General features: G+C 70.1%; 14 protein-coding genes and 1 pseudogene. 8 read left to right on the top strand and 7 right to left on the bottom strand.

Going from position 1 to position 13,760, the window contains the following annotated elements; translation table 11 throughout:
• Positions 1-273: 273 nt before the first annotated feature.
• Complete coding sequence (locus F3L20_RS18290; protein WP_145824397.1) at positions 274-570, bottom strand: hypothetical protein; 297 nt, start codon at positions 568-570, stop codon at positions 274-276.
• A 192-nt stretch (positions 571-762) separates the two neighbouring features.
• On the opposite strand from F3L20_RS18290, the gene F3L20_RS18285 reads away from it, so the two are divergent.
• On the top strand, positions 763-2,700 hold the full coding sequence (locus F3L20_RS18285; protein ID WP_240810683.1) for a glycerophosphodiester phosphodiesterase: 1,938 nt from the start codon (positions 763-765) through the stop codon (positions 2,698-2,700).
• A 137-nt stretch (positions 2,701-2,837) separates the two neighbouring features.
• Here F3L20_RS18285 and F3L20_RS18280 read toward each other — a convergent pair whose 3' ends face one another.
• The gene (locus F3L20_RS18280; RefSeq protein ID WP_150155283.1) at positions 2,838-3,263 is read right to left on the bottom strand and encodes a RidA family protein; all 426 of its coding nucleotides are present in this window, start codon (positions 3,261-3,263) and stop codon (positions 2,838-2,840) included.
• 237 nt (positions 3,264-3,500) lie between these two features.
• Between F3L20_RS18280 and F3L20_RS18275 the strand changes: the two genes are divergently transcribed.
• From F3L20_RS18275 to F3L20_RS34720, 3 genes and pseudogenes are all read left to right on the top strand, one after another.
• The gene (locus F3L20_RS18275; protein WP_240810682.1) at positions 3,501-4,691 is read left to right on the top strand and encodes a M23 family metallopeptidase; all 1,191 of its coding nucleotides are present in this window, start codon (positions 3,501-3,503) and stop codon (positions 4,689-4,691) included.
• Positions 4,692-4,762: 71 nt separating this feature from the next.
• Positions 4,763-5,563: a MerR family transcriptional regulator gene (locus F3L20_RS18270; protein WP_150155282.1), complete on the top strand. Its 801-nt coding sequence runs from the start codon at positions 4,763-4,765 to the stop codon at positions 5,561-5,563.
• A pseudogene (locus F3L20_RS34720) lies at positions 5,560-5,748 on the top strand (glycosyltransferase); the annotation flags it as partial. The gene F3L20_RS18270 and the pseudogene F3L20_RS34720, both read left to right, overlap by 4 nt.
• Before the next feature lie 135 nt (positions 5,749-5,883).
• On the opposite strand, the gene F3L20_RS18260 reads toward F3L20_RS34720, so the two are convergent.
• Positions 5,884-6,711 carry an alpha/beta fold hydrolase gene (locus F3L20_RS18260; RefSeq protein WP_150155281.1) on the bottom strand — a complete coding sequence of 276 codons (828 nt, stop codon included), beginning with the start codon at positions 6,709-6,711 and terminating at the stop codon, positions 5,884-5,886.
• A 223-nt stretch (positions 6,712-6,934) separates the two neighbouring features.
• On the bottom strand, positions 6,935-7,402 hold the full coding sequence (locus F3L20_RS18255; RefSeq protein ID WP_150155280.1) for a DUF1348 family protein: 468 nt from the start codon (positions 7,400-7,402) through the stop codon (positions 6,935-6,937).
• 429 nt (positions 7,403-7,831) lie between these two features.
• Here F3L20_RS18255 and F3L20_RS18250 point away from each other — a divergent pair, with 429 nt between their 5' ends.
• Entirely contained in the window at positions 7,832-8,173 is a 342-nt protein-coding gene (locus F3L20_RS18250) for a DUF488 domain-containing protein (protein ID WP_240810681.1), read from the top strand.
• Between the two features lie 250 nt (positions 8,174-8,423).
• The gene (locus F3L20_RS18245; protein ID WP_150155278.1) at positions 8,424-9,434 is read left to right on the top strand and encodes a hypothetical protein; all 1,011 of its coding nucleotides are present in this window, start codon (positions 8,424-8,426) and stop codon (positions 9,432-9,434) included.
• Here the strand turns inward: F3L20_RS18245 and F3L20_RS34715 are convergent.
• The 3 genes from F3L20_RS34715 to F3L20_RS18230 form a co-directional block, all read right to left on the bottom strand.
• Positions 9,322-10,074, bottom strand: coding sequence for an SDR family NAD(P)-dependent oxidoreductase (locus tag F3L20_RS34715; RefSeq protein ID WP_240810680.1), 753 nt, complete (start codon positions 10,072-10,074; stop codon positions 9,322-9,324). The genes F3L20_RS18245 and F3L20_RS34715 overlap by 113 nt on opposite strands.
• Before the next feature lie 41 nt (positions 10,075-10,115).
• On the bottom strand, positions 10,116-10,721 hold the full coding sequence (locus tag F3L20_RS18235) for an HD domain-containing protein (protein ID WP_150155277.1): 606 nt from the start codon (positions 10,719-10,721) through the stop codon (positions 10,116-10,118).
• Positions 10,722-10,799: 78 nt separating this feature from the next.
• Positions 10,800-11,528, bottom strand: a complete 729-nt coding sequence (locus tag F3L20_RS18230; protein WP_150155276.1) for a DsbA family oxidoreductase — start codon at positions 11,526-11,528, stop codon at positions 10,800-10,802.
• A 549-nt stretch (positions 11,529-12,077) separates the two neighbouring features.
• Here F3L20_RS18230 and F3L20_RS18225 point away from each other — a divergent pair.
• The gene (locus F3L20_RS18225; protein WP_150155275.1) at positions 12,078-12,956 is read left to right on the top strand and encodes an alpha/beta fold hydrolase; all 879 of its coding nucleotides are present in this window, start codon (positions 12,078-12,080) and stop codon (positions 12,954-12,956) included.
• A gap of 207 nt (positions 12,957-13,163) precedes the next feature.
• Positions 13,164-13,745 (top strand): TetR/AcrR family transcriptional regulator, encoded by a 582-nt coding sequence (locus F3L20_RS18220; protein ID WP_150155274.1) that lies wholly within the window; start codon positions 13,164-13,166, stop codon positions 13,743-13,745.
• The last annotated feature ends 15 nt before the right edge of the window (positions 13,746-13,760 follow it).

The raw sequence follows: 13,760 nt of genomic DNA, 5'->3' as shown, positions 1-13,760 counted from the left end.
CCTCGCCGACGAAAGCAGAACGCCTCTCCCGAGGCCACCCGCGCGAGAGGGCGTGGACACCGCGGCTCGCTGCCTCTTGCGGGCTTTCGACGAACCGAACCGGCCACCTTTCCCTCACCCGCCGCCTACGGGCATGGCCTTGGCCGCGTACGGGTGAGGCCGTGCCCGACCGCCGGCGTCACCGGGTTGCCAACGCCGGGGTGCGCCGGCGGGGTCGACAGGTGATTCTCGGGTGTCGCCCGGTGCGAACCGCTTGATCACGTCCGCGGGCACTCAGGCAGGGGCGTGGCGGCGGGTGCTCGACACGGCGTGCGGGGCAGCGTGGTGCACCGGACGGCCGGTGGCCGGGACCGCGATGCGCCGCAGGGAGACACTCGCCGTGACGAACAGAGCGGTGAAGACGGCCAGGAGAAGGACGGAGACCCACATCTGCCGCCCGCCGGACGCCTGCCAGCCGCTCCAGGCGGCGGAACCGGCCCACAACAGCATCGCCGCGGCGTAGAAGGAACGGATACGACGCAGCTGCCGTACTGCCCGGAGGAACTGAATACGTTCGGTCTTCTGTGCCATGCGCCCCCGTCTACCCCCGAACGCTGAGCCCATCAGGGTCAGGACGAGATCTTTCGACACGGACGCCACGGTCACGGTGTGGCGTGGCCGCTGGAGCGCGCTCCACAACACGACCGTTCGGACCACGAGCCGTCTCCTCGTGTTCATCCGCCCGGCCCGGCATGATCGCCGGCGGTCCCTAACGTCCCCGCCATGCCACGCACTTCACTCATGTCCCCGCCGGCCCGCACCGCGCGCCCGCGGCGTGCTCCGCGGTCCCGCGTCGCGCTCCTCGCCTCCGTACTGCTCGCCGTGTCCCTCCCCACGGTCGCCAGTGCCGAGGACTCGCCCCCGTCCGCCGACGCCGACACACCGGCAGGCCGAGTGGTCCTCTCCACCGACTTCTCCGGGACCTCACTGCCTCAGGGTTTCAAGGCCGTGGAGGGCGCCTGGCAGGTCAAGGACGGTCGTTTGTACGGCAGTTCCGCGAACGCCTCGCAGCTGAGCCGGATCACCTTCGGCGAACACCTCAACGACTTCCGTATCGAGGTCACCGCTCGTTTCGAGTCGGCCGTCGACGCCGCGCGCTGGACCGCCATGGGGCTCGACCTGCCGGCGAACGGAGCCGTCCCGTGGTCCATCGCGACCATGCGGACCGGCACCACCGCGGCCAACGGCCTGGAGTTCGCCCAGCGCACCCCGGCGAACGCCTGGAATGTCACCGACACCCACGCGGCGCCGTACGCCGCGGGCACCGGCAGGGACGTCAAGATAGCTGCCGAGGTGCACGGCACCAAGGCCGTCTGGTACTTCGACGGCAAGGAGGTCACGCGGACCTCCAAGGTCGCCCGATCCGCCGACGGCGTCCAGGGCCTGCTGGTCAACGGGGCCTCGGCCTCCTACGACGACCTCAAGGTGACGGAGCTTCCGCCGCAGAGCTACATCCGTGCGGCCGGGGCGCCGCTGACCGTCATCGCCCATCGTGGCGCCTCCTCGGCCGCCCCCGAGAACACCCTGGCGTCGCAGGAGATCGCCCGCCGGGGCGGTGCCGACTTCGTCGAGAACGACGTCCAGCCCAGCAAGGACGGCGTGCCGTACGTCCTCCACGACGGCACCGTGGACCGCACCACCGACGGCAGCGGTGCCGTCCGGTCGCTGACGTCCGCGCAGATCGACGCGCTCGACGCCGGCTCCTGGTTCGCTCCGCATTACAAGGGGGCGCGGGTCCCGACGCTGGCGGCCCAGCTGGACGACCTGCGCACGCGTGGCGGCGACCTTCTGCTGGAGATCAAGGGCGCGCACACGAAGGACGAGGTGGCCACCATCGTGGACACCATCCGCGACCACGGTATGACCGGACGCGTGTTCGTGCAGAGCTTCGAGGTGGACGCCCTGCGCTACACCCACGAACTCGCTCCCGACCTGCCGCTCGGCCTGCTGCGCAGCACCCTGGACGCCGACCCGGTCGCCCTTGCGAAGGAACTGCACCTCGCCGCGTACAACCCGGAGGACGGTGCGCTCAGCAAGAAGCCGTCCGTCATCTCCGACCTGCACAAGGCCGGTGTGGCCGTGATGGTGTGGACCGTGGACTCCGCCGACCGTTGGAAGGCACTGGAGAGTGCGGGTGTTGACGGCGTCATCACCAACCGGCCGACCGAACTGAACGGATGGAACAGCGCGTTCCGGCAGAGTCGGTCGGTGCCCCCGGCCAAGCCCGCGGTCCGCATCACCTCCCCCGCCGCCGACGCCGTGCTGGACCGTGCGCAGTCGCCGGTTCCGACGGTGCAGAGCGACAACAGCTCGTCGGTGACGCTCACTCTCGACGGCCGCTCCGTCCCGGCCGGCAAGCCCCTGGAGCTGGCCACCCTCGCCACCGGACCGCACACCCTGCGCGCCGTGGCATCGGGCGAGGGCGGCACCGCCGAGGACACGATGACCTTCACCCTCAAGGCCACACCGACAGGCTTGGCCCACCTCATCTTCACCTCGGGCGCCAAGGACTCCGCCGTCGGCTCGATGACGGCCATGCTCGGACTCAAGCAGTATTCGGTGCTGGCCACCTGGGCGAAGGTGCAGTCGGGCAAGTCCCTGAGCAAGGAGCGGGCGGCACTCATCGCCGAGGACGCCCGCGCCCTCGCCACCGCCCACTGACCCGCCTCGTCCCACCCGGCCGACGTTCACCGGTGTGGGGCGGACCTCTGACACCGGTCGTCCTGTGATGGCACCACCACAGGACGACCGCCGGACGCTGTGCACCGTGGGCACTGCGTGGAGTCGAAGTTCCCCTTCTAGCGCGATGCCGGCCGCTCGGGCAGGGCCGCTGTCAGGTCGACCTCGACCAGTTGTCCGGCGAAGCCGAGCCGGGCGACTCCCAGCAGTGTGCTTGCCGTGGTGAACGCCGGCCCCAGGGCCGAACCGGTCAGACGCCGCCACGCGCCACCGAGCACCGCGCCGTCGTCGCTGACCACGTAGATCACCGAGCGGACGACGCGGTCCGGCCCGGCGTCCACCGCGCTCAGGGCCGCGACGGCGTTGGCCACCACCTGGTCGATCTGGGCGCCCAGATCACCCGGCCCCACCAGCTCCCCTGAGCGGTCGAGGGGGCACTGTCCCGCCAGATAGGCCGTCCGGCCCGCCTCCACGACGGTGATGTGGTGGTACCCCGGAGTCGTGTGCAGTTGGTCGGGATTGATGCGCGTGATCTTGGCCGTCATACGCGCGAGTCTCCCGGACCGGCCGGCTCGGGCGCATCACCTTTTCCGCCCGTCCACACCCCGCACCACCCTCCACCACTGTCGCTCTGGGCACCCGTAGTGCCCCATCGGGCAGCCCGCACTGGCCTCACGCCCGGTGACCGGCCAGGACGGGCCCGGTTAGTGTCTGAGCCCGAGCCGATACGTCCCGCCGGCATCACGCCCCGCCGTGGTGCCGTCGAGGAACTCCGTCGGCCGGTGACCAAGGATCGGGAAGAGGCGGCGTACTCCCGCGTGTCGGGGGACAGCCGGGAACGGACCATGCACAACGAGCCCACGGACGACGGCACGGCACAGCCCGACCCACCTACGCCTGCCACGCAGACGTCCAGCACGGGGACGAACAGCCGTCGTCGTCGCGGCCCCGGCCCCTTCACGCTGATCGTGCTGCCGGGAGTGGTGACGCTCTCCGGGGTCTTCGTCTTCCTCTCCTTGGCCGGCGTCTTCGACACGGCAGTGCCGCAGGATCAGGCGCCGCAGGGGGCGGAGTCGTCCGTCAGCAAGGTGGACGGTTCCTACGTCCCCTGGCTCCGTCGGGCCATCGCGGACTGCCCCGGCATCACCCCCGCGCTCCTGGCCGCGCACATCGACCAGCTGTCCGGGTGGCAGAGCGACAGCGCGAGTCTCTCCGAGCAGGGCCTCGCCCGTTTCACGGCAGCCGACTGGAAGACCTGGGGCCGGGACGACGACGGCAACGGCACGTCCTCGCCACGCGACGCGATCGACGCGATCATGGCGCTGGGGCGGCGGGACTGCTCGCTGGCGGAGAAGATGACCGCACTGCGCACCAAGGGAACCGTCAACGGGGAGGTCGCCGACCTCACCCTCGCCGCGTACGCGGCCGGAGCGGACGAGGTCACGAAGGCCGGCACAGTCCCCCCGTCGGTTCGCGACTTCGTCACCGAGGTACAAAAGCGGCGGCCTCAGTACGACGCCCTGGTCCAGCGGAACCCCGAGCAGGAGAGCGGCCAGGCGACCGGCCCCCTGCTGCAACCGCCCGTCACCATGCTCACCGTCACCTCGCCGTTCGGTACGCGCCGGCACCCGCTGACCGGGGTCACCAAGCTGCACACGGGCATCGACTTCGACGCGCCGCAGGGGGCCCAGGTGTCCGCGGCCCGCGAAGGGCGGGTGGAGTTCGCCGGCATGACACCGGCCTACGGCTACCGCGTGGTCGTCAATCACGGCACGATCGAGGGCAAGCGGCTGGAGACCACGTACAGTCACCTGTCCGCGCTCCAGGTGACCACCGGTCAGAGCGTGGCCACCGGGCAGCCCCTGGGACTTGCCGGTTCGACAGGGCTGTCCACCGGTCCGCACCTGCACTTCGAGGTCCTCCTCGACGGCCAGTACATGGAACCGAGCGCCTGGCTCACGGGCGGCGGCTGAGCCCGGCGCGTGCCGGTTGACCCTCCCCTTACGTCAGGCTCAAAGCTGGGTGCCGACGAAAGGGAGGGTGAATGGGTTACTCCGTGGGGCAGGTCTCGGCCTTCGCCGGTGTGACGGTGCGTACGCTGCATCACTACGACAAGGCGGGACTGCTCTCCCCCGGCGACCGCAGCCACGCCGGATACCGGCTGTACGGTGAGGCCGACCTGGTCCGTCTCCAGCAGATCCTCTTCTACCGTGAGCTCGGCTTCTCCCTGGACGAGATCGCCGAGATCCTCGAGGACCCGCAGGCGAGTCCCGTGGACCGCCTCCGTGACCGGCAACGGCAGTTGCGTGAGGAGATCGCCCGTCTGCAGCGGCTGGCCGAGGTGGCGGAGCGGGCGATCGAGGTCCGGAGAACCGGGGTGCCCATGACTCCCGAGGAACGCTTCGAGGTCTTCGGTGAGATCACCTTCGACCTGAGCTATGCCACCGAGGCGGAGCTGAAGTGGGCGCGTTCGGAGGGGCAGCGCGAGGCGATGGCCCGCGCGGCCGCCCACACCAAGGAGGACTGGCGCCGGCTCATGACAGAGGCCGCGGCCTGGCGCGCGGAACTGCTCGCGGCCTTCGACGAGGGGACGCCGGGCGACGGCGAGCGGGTCATGGACCTCGCCGAGGAGCACCGGCTGCACATCTCACGCTGGTTCACCTCCTGCCCTCCCGACATGCACCGGCGCATCGCCGACGACTTCGTCGCCGACCCGCGCGCTTTCGCTCTGGTCGTACCGCCCGCACAGCAGCGTCCGGGCCTGGCCGCCTACACACGCAGGGCAGTTCACGCCAACGCGGACCGCCAGGCGGGTGGTCACCTCGACCCGAAGGAGAACCGATGAGGATCCTGATCGCCGCAGCCGGATCGCTGGGCGACATCGCGCCCTACACGGGCCTGGGCGCCGAACTGCGCCGGGCGGGACACGACGTGGCCGTCGCCACCACGGACACCTTCGCGCCCCTCGTACGCGGCGCGGGACTGGAGCGAGCGGGTGCCCGCGGCGACGGGCGGGAACGCCCTTGTGGGCGCGGCGGGTTGGAGGTACACCTCAATGCTGGGTGTGCCCGTGGCCGCACCCACTCGCCCTTTCGAAGACGGCGTCGTGCCGGGAGGCCGGAGCCCGCTCACCGTCGTCCCGGCTCCGGCCGCGTCGGACGGGACTCAACTCGACGCGAATTCCAGCAGGTCGGCGTTGAACGTCTCGGCGAACTTGGGCACCATGGCCAGGCCGTGCGGCGCCCCGGGGTACACCTTGTAGACCGCCTGCTCGACCAGTTTCGAGCTCTTGTCGCCGGCGGCGACGATCGGGACGATCTGGTCGTCGTCGCCGTGGACGATCAGAGTGGGTACGTCGATCTTCTTGAGGTCCTCGGTGAGGTCCGTCTCGGAGAAGGCCTTGACGCAGTCGTAGGCACCCTTGATGCCGACGGTCATGCTCCAGAGCCAGAACTCGTCGCGCGTGCCCTGGGTGACCGTGGAGCCTTCACGGTTGGCACCGTAGAACGCCGCGCTCAGGTCCTTGTAGAACTGCGAGCGGTCGGTCTCCACACCTTTACGGATGTCGTCGAAGACGTCGATCGGGGTTCCCTCGGGATTTTCGTCGGTCTTGAGCATGAGGGGCGGGATGGCGCCCACGAGCACCGCCTTGGCGACGCGGTCCGTGCCGTGCCGGCCGATGTAGCGGGTCACCTCACCGCCGCCGGTGGAGTGCCCGACCAGGATCACGTCGCGGAGGTCGAGTTTCTCGATCACGGCGGCGAGGTCGTCGGCGTAGGTGTCGAGGTTGTTGCCCTCCCAGCTCTGGCCGGAACGACCACCGCCGCGCCGGTCGTGGGCGATGGCCCGGTACCCGTTGTCGGCCATCAGCTTCAGCTGGGGATCCCAGGCATCGGCGATGAGGGGCCAGCCGTGGGAGAAGACGACGGGTTGGCCGCTCCCCCAGTCCTTGTAGAAGATGTCCGTACCGTCTTCGGCAGTTACGAAGGACATGAGTCGTCCCTTCACGCTGTTCCGGGAACTCCGCACCGCGGTGGGGTTCAGCACCTGTCGCGGCCGCCGGCCCTCATCCACGTGCACCGCACCTGACGCGCGGTCAGCGACGGCAGGGCCAAGAGCCTGAGACGGCCGAAGGCGCGTCTTTCCGCCAGCCTAACCCGACCGGCGCAATTCCAGCGCGTCGAAAGCCCTTAGCGCCGAGGAGGCGACGGCAGGATCAGAATCCGAGTTCGCTCAGTCCCGGATGCCCCTCGGGGCGGGGACCGAGCGGCCAGTGGTACCGGCGCTCGGACTCGCTGATGGCGAGGTCGTTGATCGAGGCGTGCCGCACCGCCATGAGACCGTCGTCGTTGAATTCCCAGTTCTCGTTGCCGTACGAGCGGTACCACTGCCCTGCTTCGTCATGGCATTCGTAGGCGAATCGCACCGCGATGCGGTTGCCGCCGAATGCCCACAGTTCCTTGATCAGTCGATAGTCCAGCTCCCGGCTCCATTTGCGCGTGAGGAACTCGACTATGCCCTCTCTGCCGGTGACGAACTCATCGCGGTTACGCCACCGGGAATCCTCCGCGTAGACGAGTGACACCTTGTGCGGATCACGGCTGTTCCAGCCGTTCTCCGCCATCCGCACCTTCTGCACTGCCGACTCGTAGGTGAACGGTGGTACCGGCGGATGGTCTGCCATGGCTGCTCCAGCGTTGTGGTGACGTGCCGGTCACTGCGGTCCCGGGCGCTGCTTCGACGCCGATCGCTCTCATCCAACCGTAGAACCGCGTCGCGGTGGCTGCTCACCTGGAGGGGCGGGCGGACCGCGTGTCGCTGGGGCGTGGCGGAAAACCGGCGGCAGGATCGCGGCATGCATCAAGTTCCGGACGACGGCATGATTCTCGTGCCAGGCGGGTCGCTCATCACCTCCACTGCCAACGCCTACTGGCGTTCCTGAGCATCGCAGCCGTGGCCGGCGGTGTGCGCCCCCGACCCTCGGCGAGTGTCCCGCACGGGCGACCGCAGGTAGCGTTGTCCGTCCGGACAGCTCGCCTCTGCCGGCCCGGTCCCACACCGGGACGCGCGAGGCGCGAGATGCACGGAGGTCGGTGTGTCCACGCATCACGAAGTGCGGGTACGACGAGCGTACGAGGAACCCGAGGACACGGACGGCGTGCGGGTGCTGGTCGACCGGCTGTGGCCCCGCGGGTTGGCCAAGGAGAAGGCCGCGTTGGACGAGTGGTGCAAGCAGATCGCGCCTTCCAGCGACCTGCGCACGTGGTACCGGCATGATCCGGACCGCTTCGGTGAGTTCGAACGCCGCTACCGCGAAGAGCTCGCCGCCCCGGAACGGACGGAAGCCCTGGAGCATCTGCGCGAGATCGCGAGCACCCGGACCCTGACCCTCATCACGGCCACCAGGCATCCGGAGATCAGCGAGGCCGAGGTACTGGCACGGGTCCTCAGCTGACCCGTCGCTACAGCCGTCACGACCGCGAGGGACCGCCCTGCCGCCGTCACCCGACGGGCACGGGGTGATCCGGCCCCGCCGGCTCCGTCACGCGTCACGTGGTCCACCTTGATCGGCCGCACGCGCGCCGCTCGGGATCGGCCGCCGTACGGCGTGTCGTCCGCTGCGCAGGGGGACGGCTTCCGCCACGGGTGGGCGCTTGCGGCGTGGGCGCCCGCCCAGGGACCCGGGCCTGCCTAACATCACCGTCATGGCGTCTCCCCACCGTCGTTCGCCGCGCATCTGGTGGGCACCGCGTGCCCCGGCCGCCGGGGCCGCGGTGATGGCGACCGGCATCCTGTCGGTCGGCCTCCACCTGGTCGGTCACGAGGCGCTGTCCCGGGTGGCACTCGTACCGGCGTGCGCCGCCTGGATCCTGCTCGCGGCGAGCTTCGCCCACCTGCTGCTGTCCGACCGGGTGGGGTGGGCGACGCGGACGGACACGCCGGGCGCGCTGACCGCCGTCGCCGCCACGGCTGTGTTGGGCACCCGATTCTCCCTGCTCGGGTGGACCTCCGTGGCGGCCGCCCTCCTGGCTCTCGCAACACTGCTGTGGCCGGCCCTTCTGATGCTGGTCGTGCGCCACTGGGGGCGGCGCATGCCGGGGTCGGTCTTCCTCGGGTGCGTGGCCACGGAAGGACTCGCCGTGCTGGGGGCGACGTTGGCCGCGGCCACCTCGACGGCTTGGCTCGCTCACACCGCGCTGGTGATCTTCTGGTTGGGTCTCCTCCTCTGCGCCGCCGCACTGATGCGGTTCGACGTGCGGGAGGTGGCACGTGGGGCCGGAGATCACTGGGTCGCGGGCGGCGCGTTGGCCATTTCCGCCCTCGCGGGGGCGAAACTGATCGACGCGGCTGACTCCGGCATGCGCCTCTGGAACGACGACGACAGCGCCGTGATGCGGCACGCGACCGTCGCACTTCTGGCGGTGGCCCTCGCGGCGTGGGCGGTCCTCGCGGGCTGTGAAGTAGTGTGGCCGCGGCTTCGGTACGACGTGCGCCGTTGGTCGACCGTCTTCCCTCTCGGTATGACGGCGGCGGCCACCCTGTCGGTCGCCGCCGCCCTCGACGTCGCATGGTTGGAGGGGCCCGGCCAGGCCCTTGTGTGGATCACAGTGGCCGTGTGGTCGGCTGTCGTCCTGGGCGCCGGTGCCTCCATGTGGGCCGAGTATCACGGCACTTCGACGCAACGTGCCGGGGACACCGGCTCCGGGGGAAGGTGAGTGGTGCGTGCCGGGCCCGTCCCCCAGGAGTCCGGTGGTGGGCGTTCCAGCTCGTCAGTGTCTCCGACGTCACGGGGTCGCTCGCCGGGCAGGCGACGCGGGCGTGGGCCTGTGCCCGATGGCCGGCCCACGGCCCGTATTCTGCTGAGCATGAGTGCCGCGCAGCCTGTCCGACGCCGCGACGCGGGAGGCCGGCCCCAGCCCGCTCCCGCATCGCCGGGACCAGGTGCTGGATCATGCGCACGCCTGAGACGACGTTGATGTTGTAGGTGTCGTTCCATTCGGCGGGGCTCGCGTCCGCCCACGAACGGTGGCGGTAGAAGCCCGCGTTGTTGACCAGGATGTCGACGGGTCCGTCGGCCTGGGCCGCGCGGGCCACCTCGGCGGCGCCCTCGTCCGTGGCAAGGTCTCCCAGGGCGGCGGTCGCGGCGCCACGAAGTTCGATGCCCGGCCGGGTCCGACGGAAGCGGACGAAGGAGCGACGGCGGGCTGCGACGGGAGCTGACGGGAAGCTCGTTGACAACACCGTAGTGACGGGTGCGGCTACGCGCGCGCTGAGCGCAGGGCGGCTCACCGTGATTGCCGCACGAATCACCGATGCTTCGCGGTGAGTTCGGCAGCCGCACAGCACCTGACCCATCTCGCGAGGACCCTGTTCAGAAGATCGTGGCGTAGCCGGTGTCAGAAGGCGGGGTTCACGCCCGTGCCGTCCGGGTGCGCCCGGTGGGCGGCGAGGAGGCCACCGGGCCAGCTGGAGGGCGGGGCCTTGTCCGGGAACCGCAGGGCCTGCGCCACCACCGCGTCGCCCAGCGCGGTCTCGATGTCCAGGCGCGGGATGCGAGCGAGGGCACGGGCCAGTGTCTCCCGGTCGCCGGCCTCGATGAGGTCGGTCCTGCCGAAGTCCGCCAGGACCGCCAGCCTGACGAGCCTCGGCAGCGTTCCCATCCGCTCCGCGATACCGGGAGAAGTGTGCAGGGCCACGGCCTCCCAGACCTGCCGCACCAGCGGTTCGGGCCACCCGTGGTCCCTCAGGAGCGTGCTGGCGGCGTCCGCGCCCTCCACCTCGAAGCGCTGCGGACCGTCGTGGGCCGCCGCCGTTCCCGCGTCATGGAACAGGCAGGCCACGGCCAGTGCTTCGCGTTCCTCGCCTTCGAGGCCCTGCTGCCGTCCCAGGTGATCCGCCAGCAGCCATACGCGGACGCTGTGGTTGAGGATCGCGGGATGCAGGATGGCGCGTACGTACGCGTGCGCCAGGCCCCCGATCGCCCCGGCGAAGGTGACGTCCATGACAAACCCTTCCCGTGCGGCAGCCGCCCACGAGGGCGTGCCGTGTGATGTCGCGTGCCGTGAGGTGTCGGTGCCGTTCTAGCCGACGGAGCCGGTGTCGGAAGGGACCGCACAGGATCCGTCGGCGTCACACCCGGCCTGGTCCGCCGTGGCGACGAGCGTGGGCCTGGGTGCGTGATCCCGCCGAGCGCGCTCGAGGACCTGAGCGAAGACCTCCACCGGCTGGGCACCGGAAACACCGTACTTCCCGTCGACGACGAAGAACGGCACGCCGGTGACGCCCAGCCGTGCGGCCGCCGCCTCGTCATCCCGCACCTCGTCGGCGTACGCCTGGCGGTCGGCGAGTACGGCGCGCACCTCGGCCTCGTCGAGTCCGGCGCGGACCGCGAGTTCCACCTGGTGACCGACGTCGTAGATCGAACGTCCGGAGGCGAAGTTCCCCTCGTAGAAGAGGTTCAGCAGGGCGTGCTGCCGGCCTCGGGCCGCCGCCAGGTGCAGCAGACGGTGCAGGTCGAAGGTGTTGCCGTGGTCCCGGTGGTCGACGAGGTAGGTGAGCCCTTCGTCCTCGGCGACGCGTGCGAGGTTCTCCTCGGCCGCCCGGGCCTGTGCCGGGGTCATGCCGTACTTCGCCGCGTGGGCCGTGTCGGTCGTGGAGCGGGTATGCCGCAGCCGGGGGTCGAGTTCGAAGGAGCGGTGGGCCACCTCGACGTCGTCCCGGTGCGGGAACGCGGCGAGGGCCTTCTCGAAGCGGGCCTTGCCGATGAAGCACCAAGGGCAGGAGATGTCGGACCAGATGTCGACGCGCATGACTTTGCTTTCTCCAAGGCTTTCTATCGAGGTGACGACGGGGCGGGGTCCCACCGCCGGACCGCCGGCCGTGGTGACCTTCGCGAGTTTCAGGGCGGGCCACCTCGGAGTCGGGAAGCAGCGCGGCGAGTCGGAGGCGGCACCGTCCCTGCCATGTGGTCCCCCTTCTTCCCGTCCGGCACGGGCGTCCCCCGGAGGGCCGCCGACGGACGAACGAGATCTGACTCCGAAAGTAGCGACACATAGACCGTACGGTCAAGAATTGCGCCGCAACGGCTGCGGCTCGCCATTAACGCACTGCCTGCGGATGATCCACACCCAGCCCCGTTCCCTTTGACCGTTCGTTCACGTAATGGACAACGGTATCGACGCCCGCGCGCGCACGCCGCCGGACTGGTCGGCGTGATCGGCCCGAGCTCGAACGAGGACGACACGCCTGGTCGCATCCGATCGACGTAACTAACCTCTGTATGGCGTTTGACAGGTTAGGCAACGGGGGGTCTACTTGACGCGAGGCAACCCGTCGTCGAGACATTGAGGGGTTAGGCAATGACTGAGGTACGCCACCAGTACGCGACGGTGTCCGGACACCGGGTTCACTACCGTGAGGCGGGTCCCCGGGAGGCGCCCGTGCTCGTCCTGCTTCACGGGTTTCCGACCAGCTCGCGCATGTTCCGCAGCCTCGTACCGGCGCTGGCCGACCGGTTCCGGATCATCGCCCCGGACCACATCGGCTTCGGGCACTCCGACACCCCGGCGCACGACGCGTTTCCCTACACCTTCGACGCCCTGACCGACGTCACCGAGGGCCTGCTGCGTCATCTCGGCATCACGCGGTACGCGATCTACGTCCAGGACTACGGCGCCCCGATCGGCTGGCGGCTCGCCCTGCGCAACCCGGACGCGATCACCGCGGTCGTCACCCAGAACGGCAACGCCTACGAGGAGGGCTTCGTCAAGGAATTCTGGCTGCCGGTGCGGGCGTACTGGGACAACCCCGGTCCGGACACCGAGGCCGGGGTCCGCGCCGCCCTGTCGCTGGACGCGATCCGATGGCAGTACCTGCACGGGGTGGCCCGGCCCGAGCTGGTCGATCCCGAGACCTGGACCGCCGACCACCGGGACGTGAGCCGCCCCGGCAACGACCTCGCGCAGCTCGCCCTCTTCCGTGACTACGCCACGAATCCGCCCCTCTACCCGGAGGTGCACGCCTACTTCCGTGAGAGTCAGGTGCCGTTGCTCGCCGTATGGGGCGCCGGGGACGAGATCTTCGGCCCCGAGGGAGCACGTGCGTTCGCCAACGACCTGCCCGACGCGGAGATCCACGTGATTCCGGGCGGAGGTCACTTCCTCCTCGAAAGTCACCTCGACACCGTGGCCGGGTACATGCGCGGATTCCTCACCGGCGTCGGGCAGCCGTCGGCGTGAGCAGATGCCCGGCAGCCGACGGCTGCGGTGTCCGGCCGGACCGGCTGCCGTGTCCGGCCGGACGCCGCCCGTCGTACGAACGGGCCGTGTCCGTGCGGCACACGTCATCGCGTCCACCGACCCGCACCGGCGACGCCGTGAGGGTGGCCCGGAGCAGCCACGGATGAGAATTTTGACTGTTCATTCCCAAATGGTTACCCTTGCGCCATGGCAAGGGTCAGAGAGTTCGACACCGAGGCGGCGGTGCACGCCGCCATGGACGCTTTCCGCTGCAAGGGCTACGAGGGCACGTCGATCCAGGACCTCGTGGAGGCCACCGGTGTCGGCCGGGGATCCTTGTACGCGGCCTTCGGCAACAAGGACGGCCTGTACCTGGCGGCCATGGACCGCTATCGCCAGCTGTACGCCGTGCCGCTGATCGACATGCTGCGCGCGGGGACTCCGGCGCGTGAGCTCCTGCGTGAGGTGCTGGTGGCGACGGTGGACGACATCGTCCAGGACGGCGCCCGCAAATCGTGCCTCATCGTCGGCGCCACGACCGAGCGTGTCACGCAGGACCCGAAGGTCGCGGCGCATGTGCGGGCGACGACCTCGTCGATCGAGGACGCCTTGCGTGACGTCATCAGTTCGGCGCAGGCCGACGGGCAGCTGCCCGACACCCGCAACGCCCGCGACCTGGCCCGCTACCTCATCGTGACGATGCAGGGCCTCAAGGTGATGGGGGCGATCAACCCCGACCGCGCCTCACTCATGACCGTCGCCGAGACGGCCCTCGACACCCTCGGCTGACCGCGCCCGCTCCCC

It is taken from the genome of Streptomyces tendae, assembly GCF_008632955.1.
Taxonomy (GTDB): Bacteria; Actinomycetota; Actinomycetes; order Streptomycetales; family Streptomycetaceae; genus Streptomyces.
This window is presented reverse-complemented; position numbering and strand designations above follow the sequence as displayed.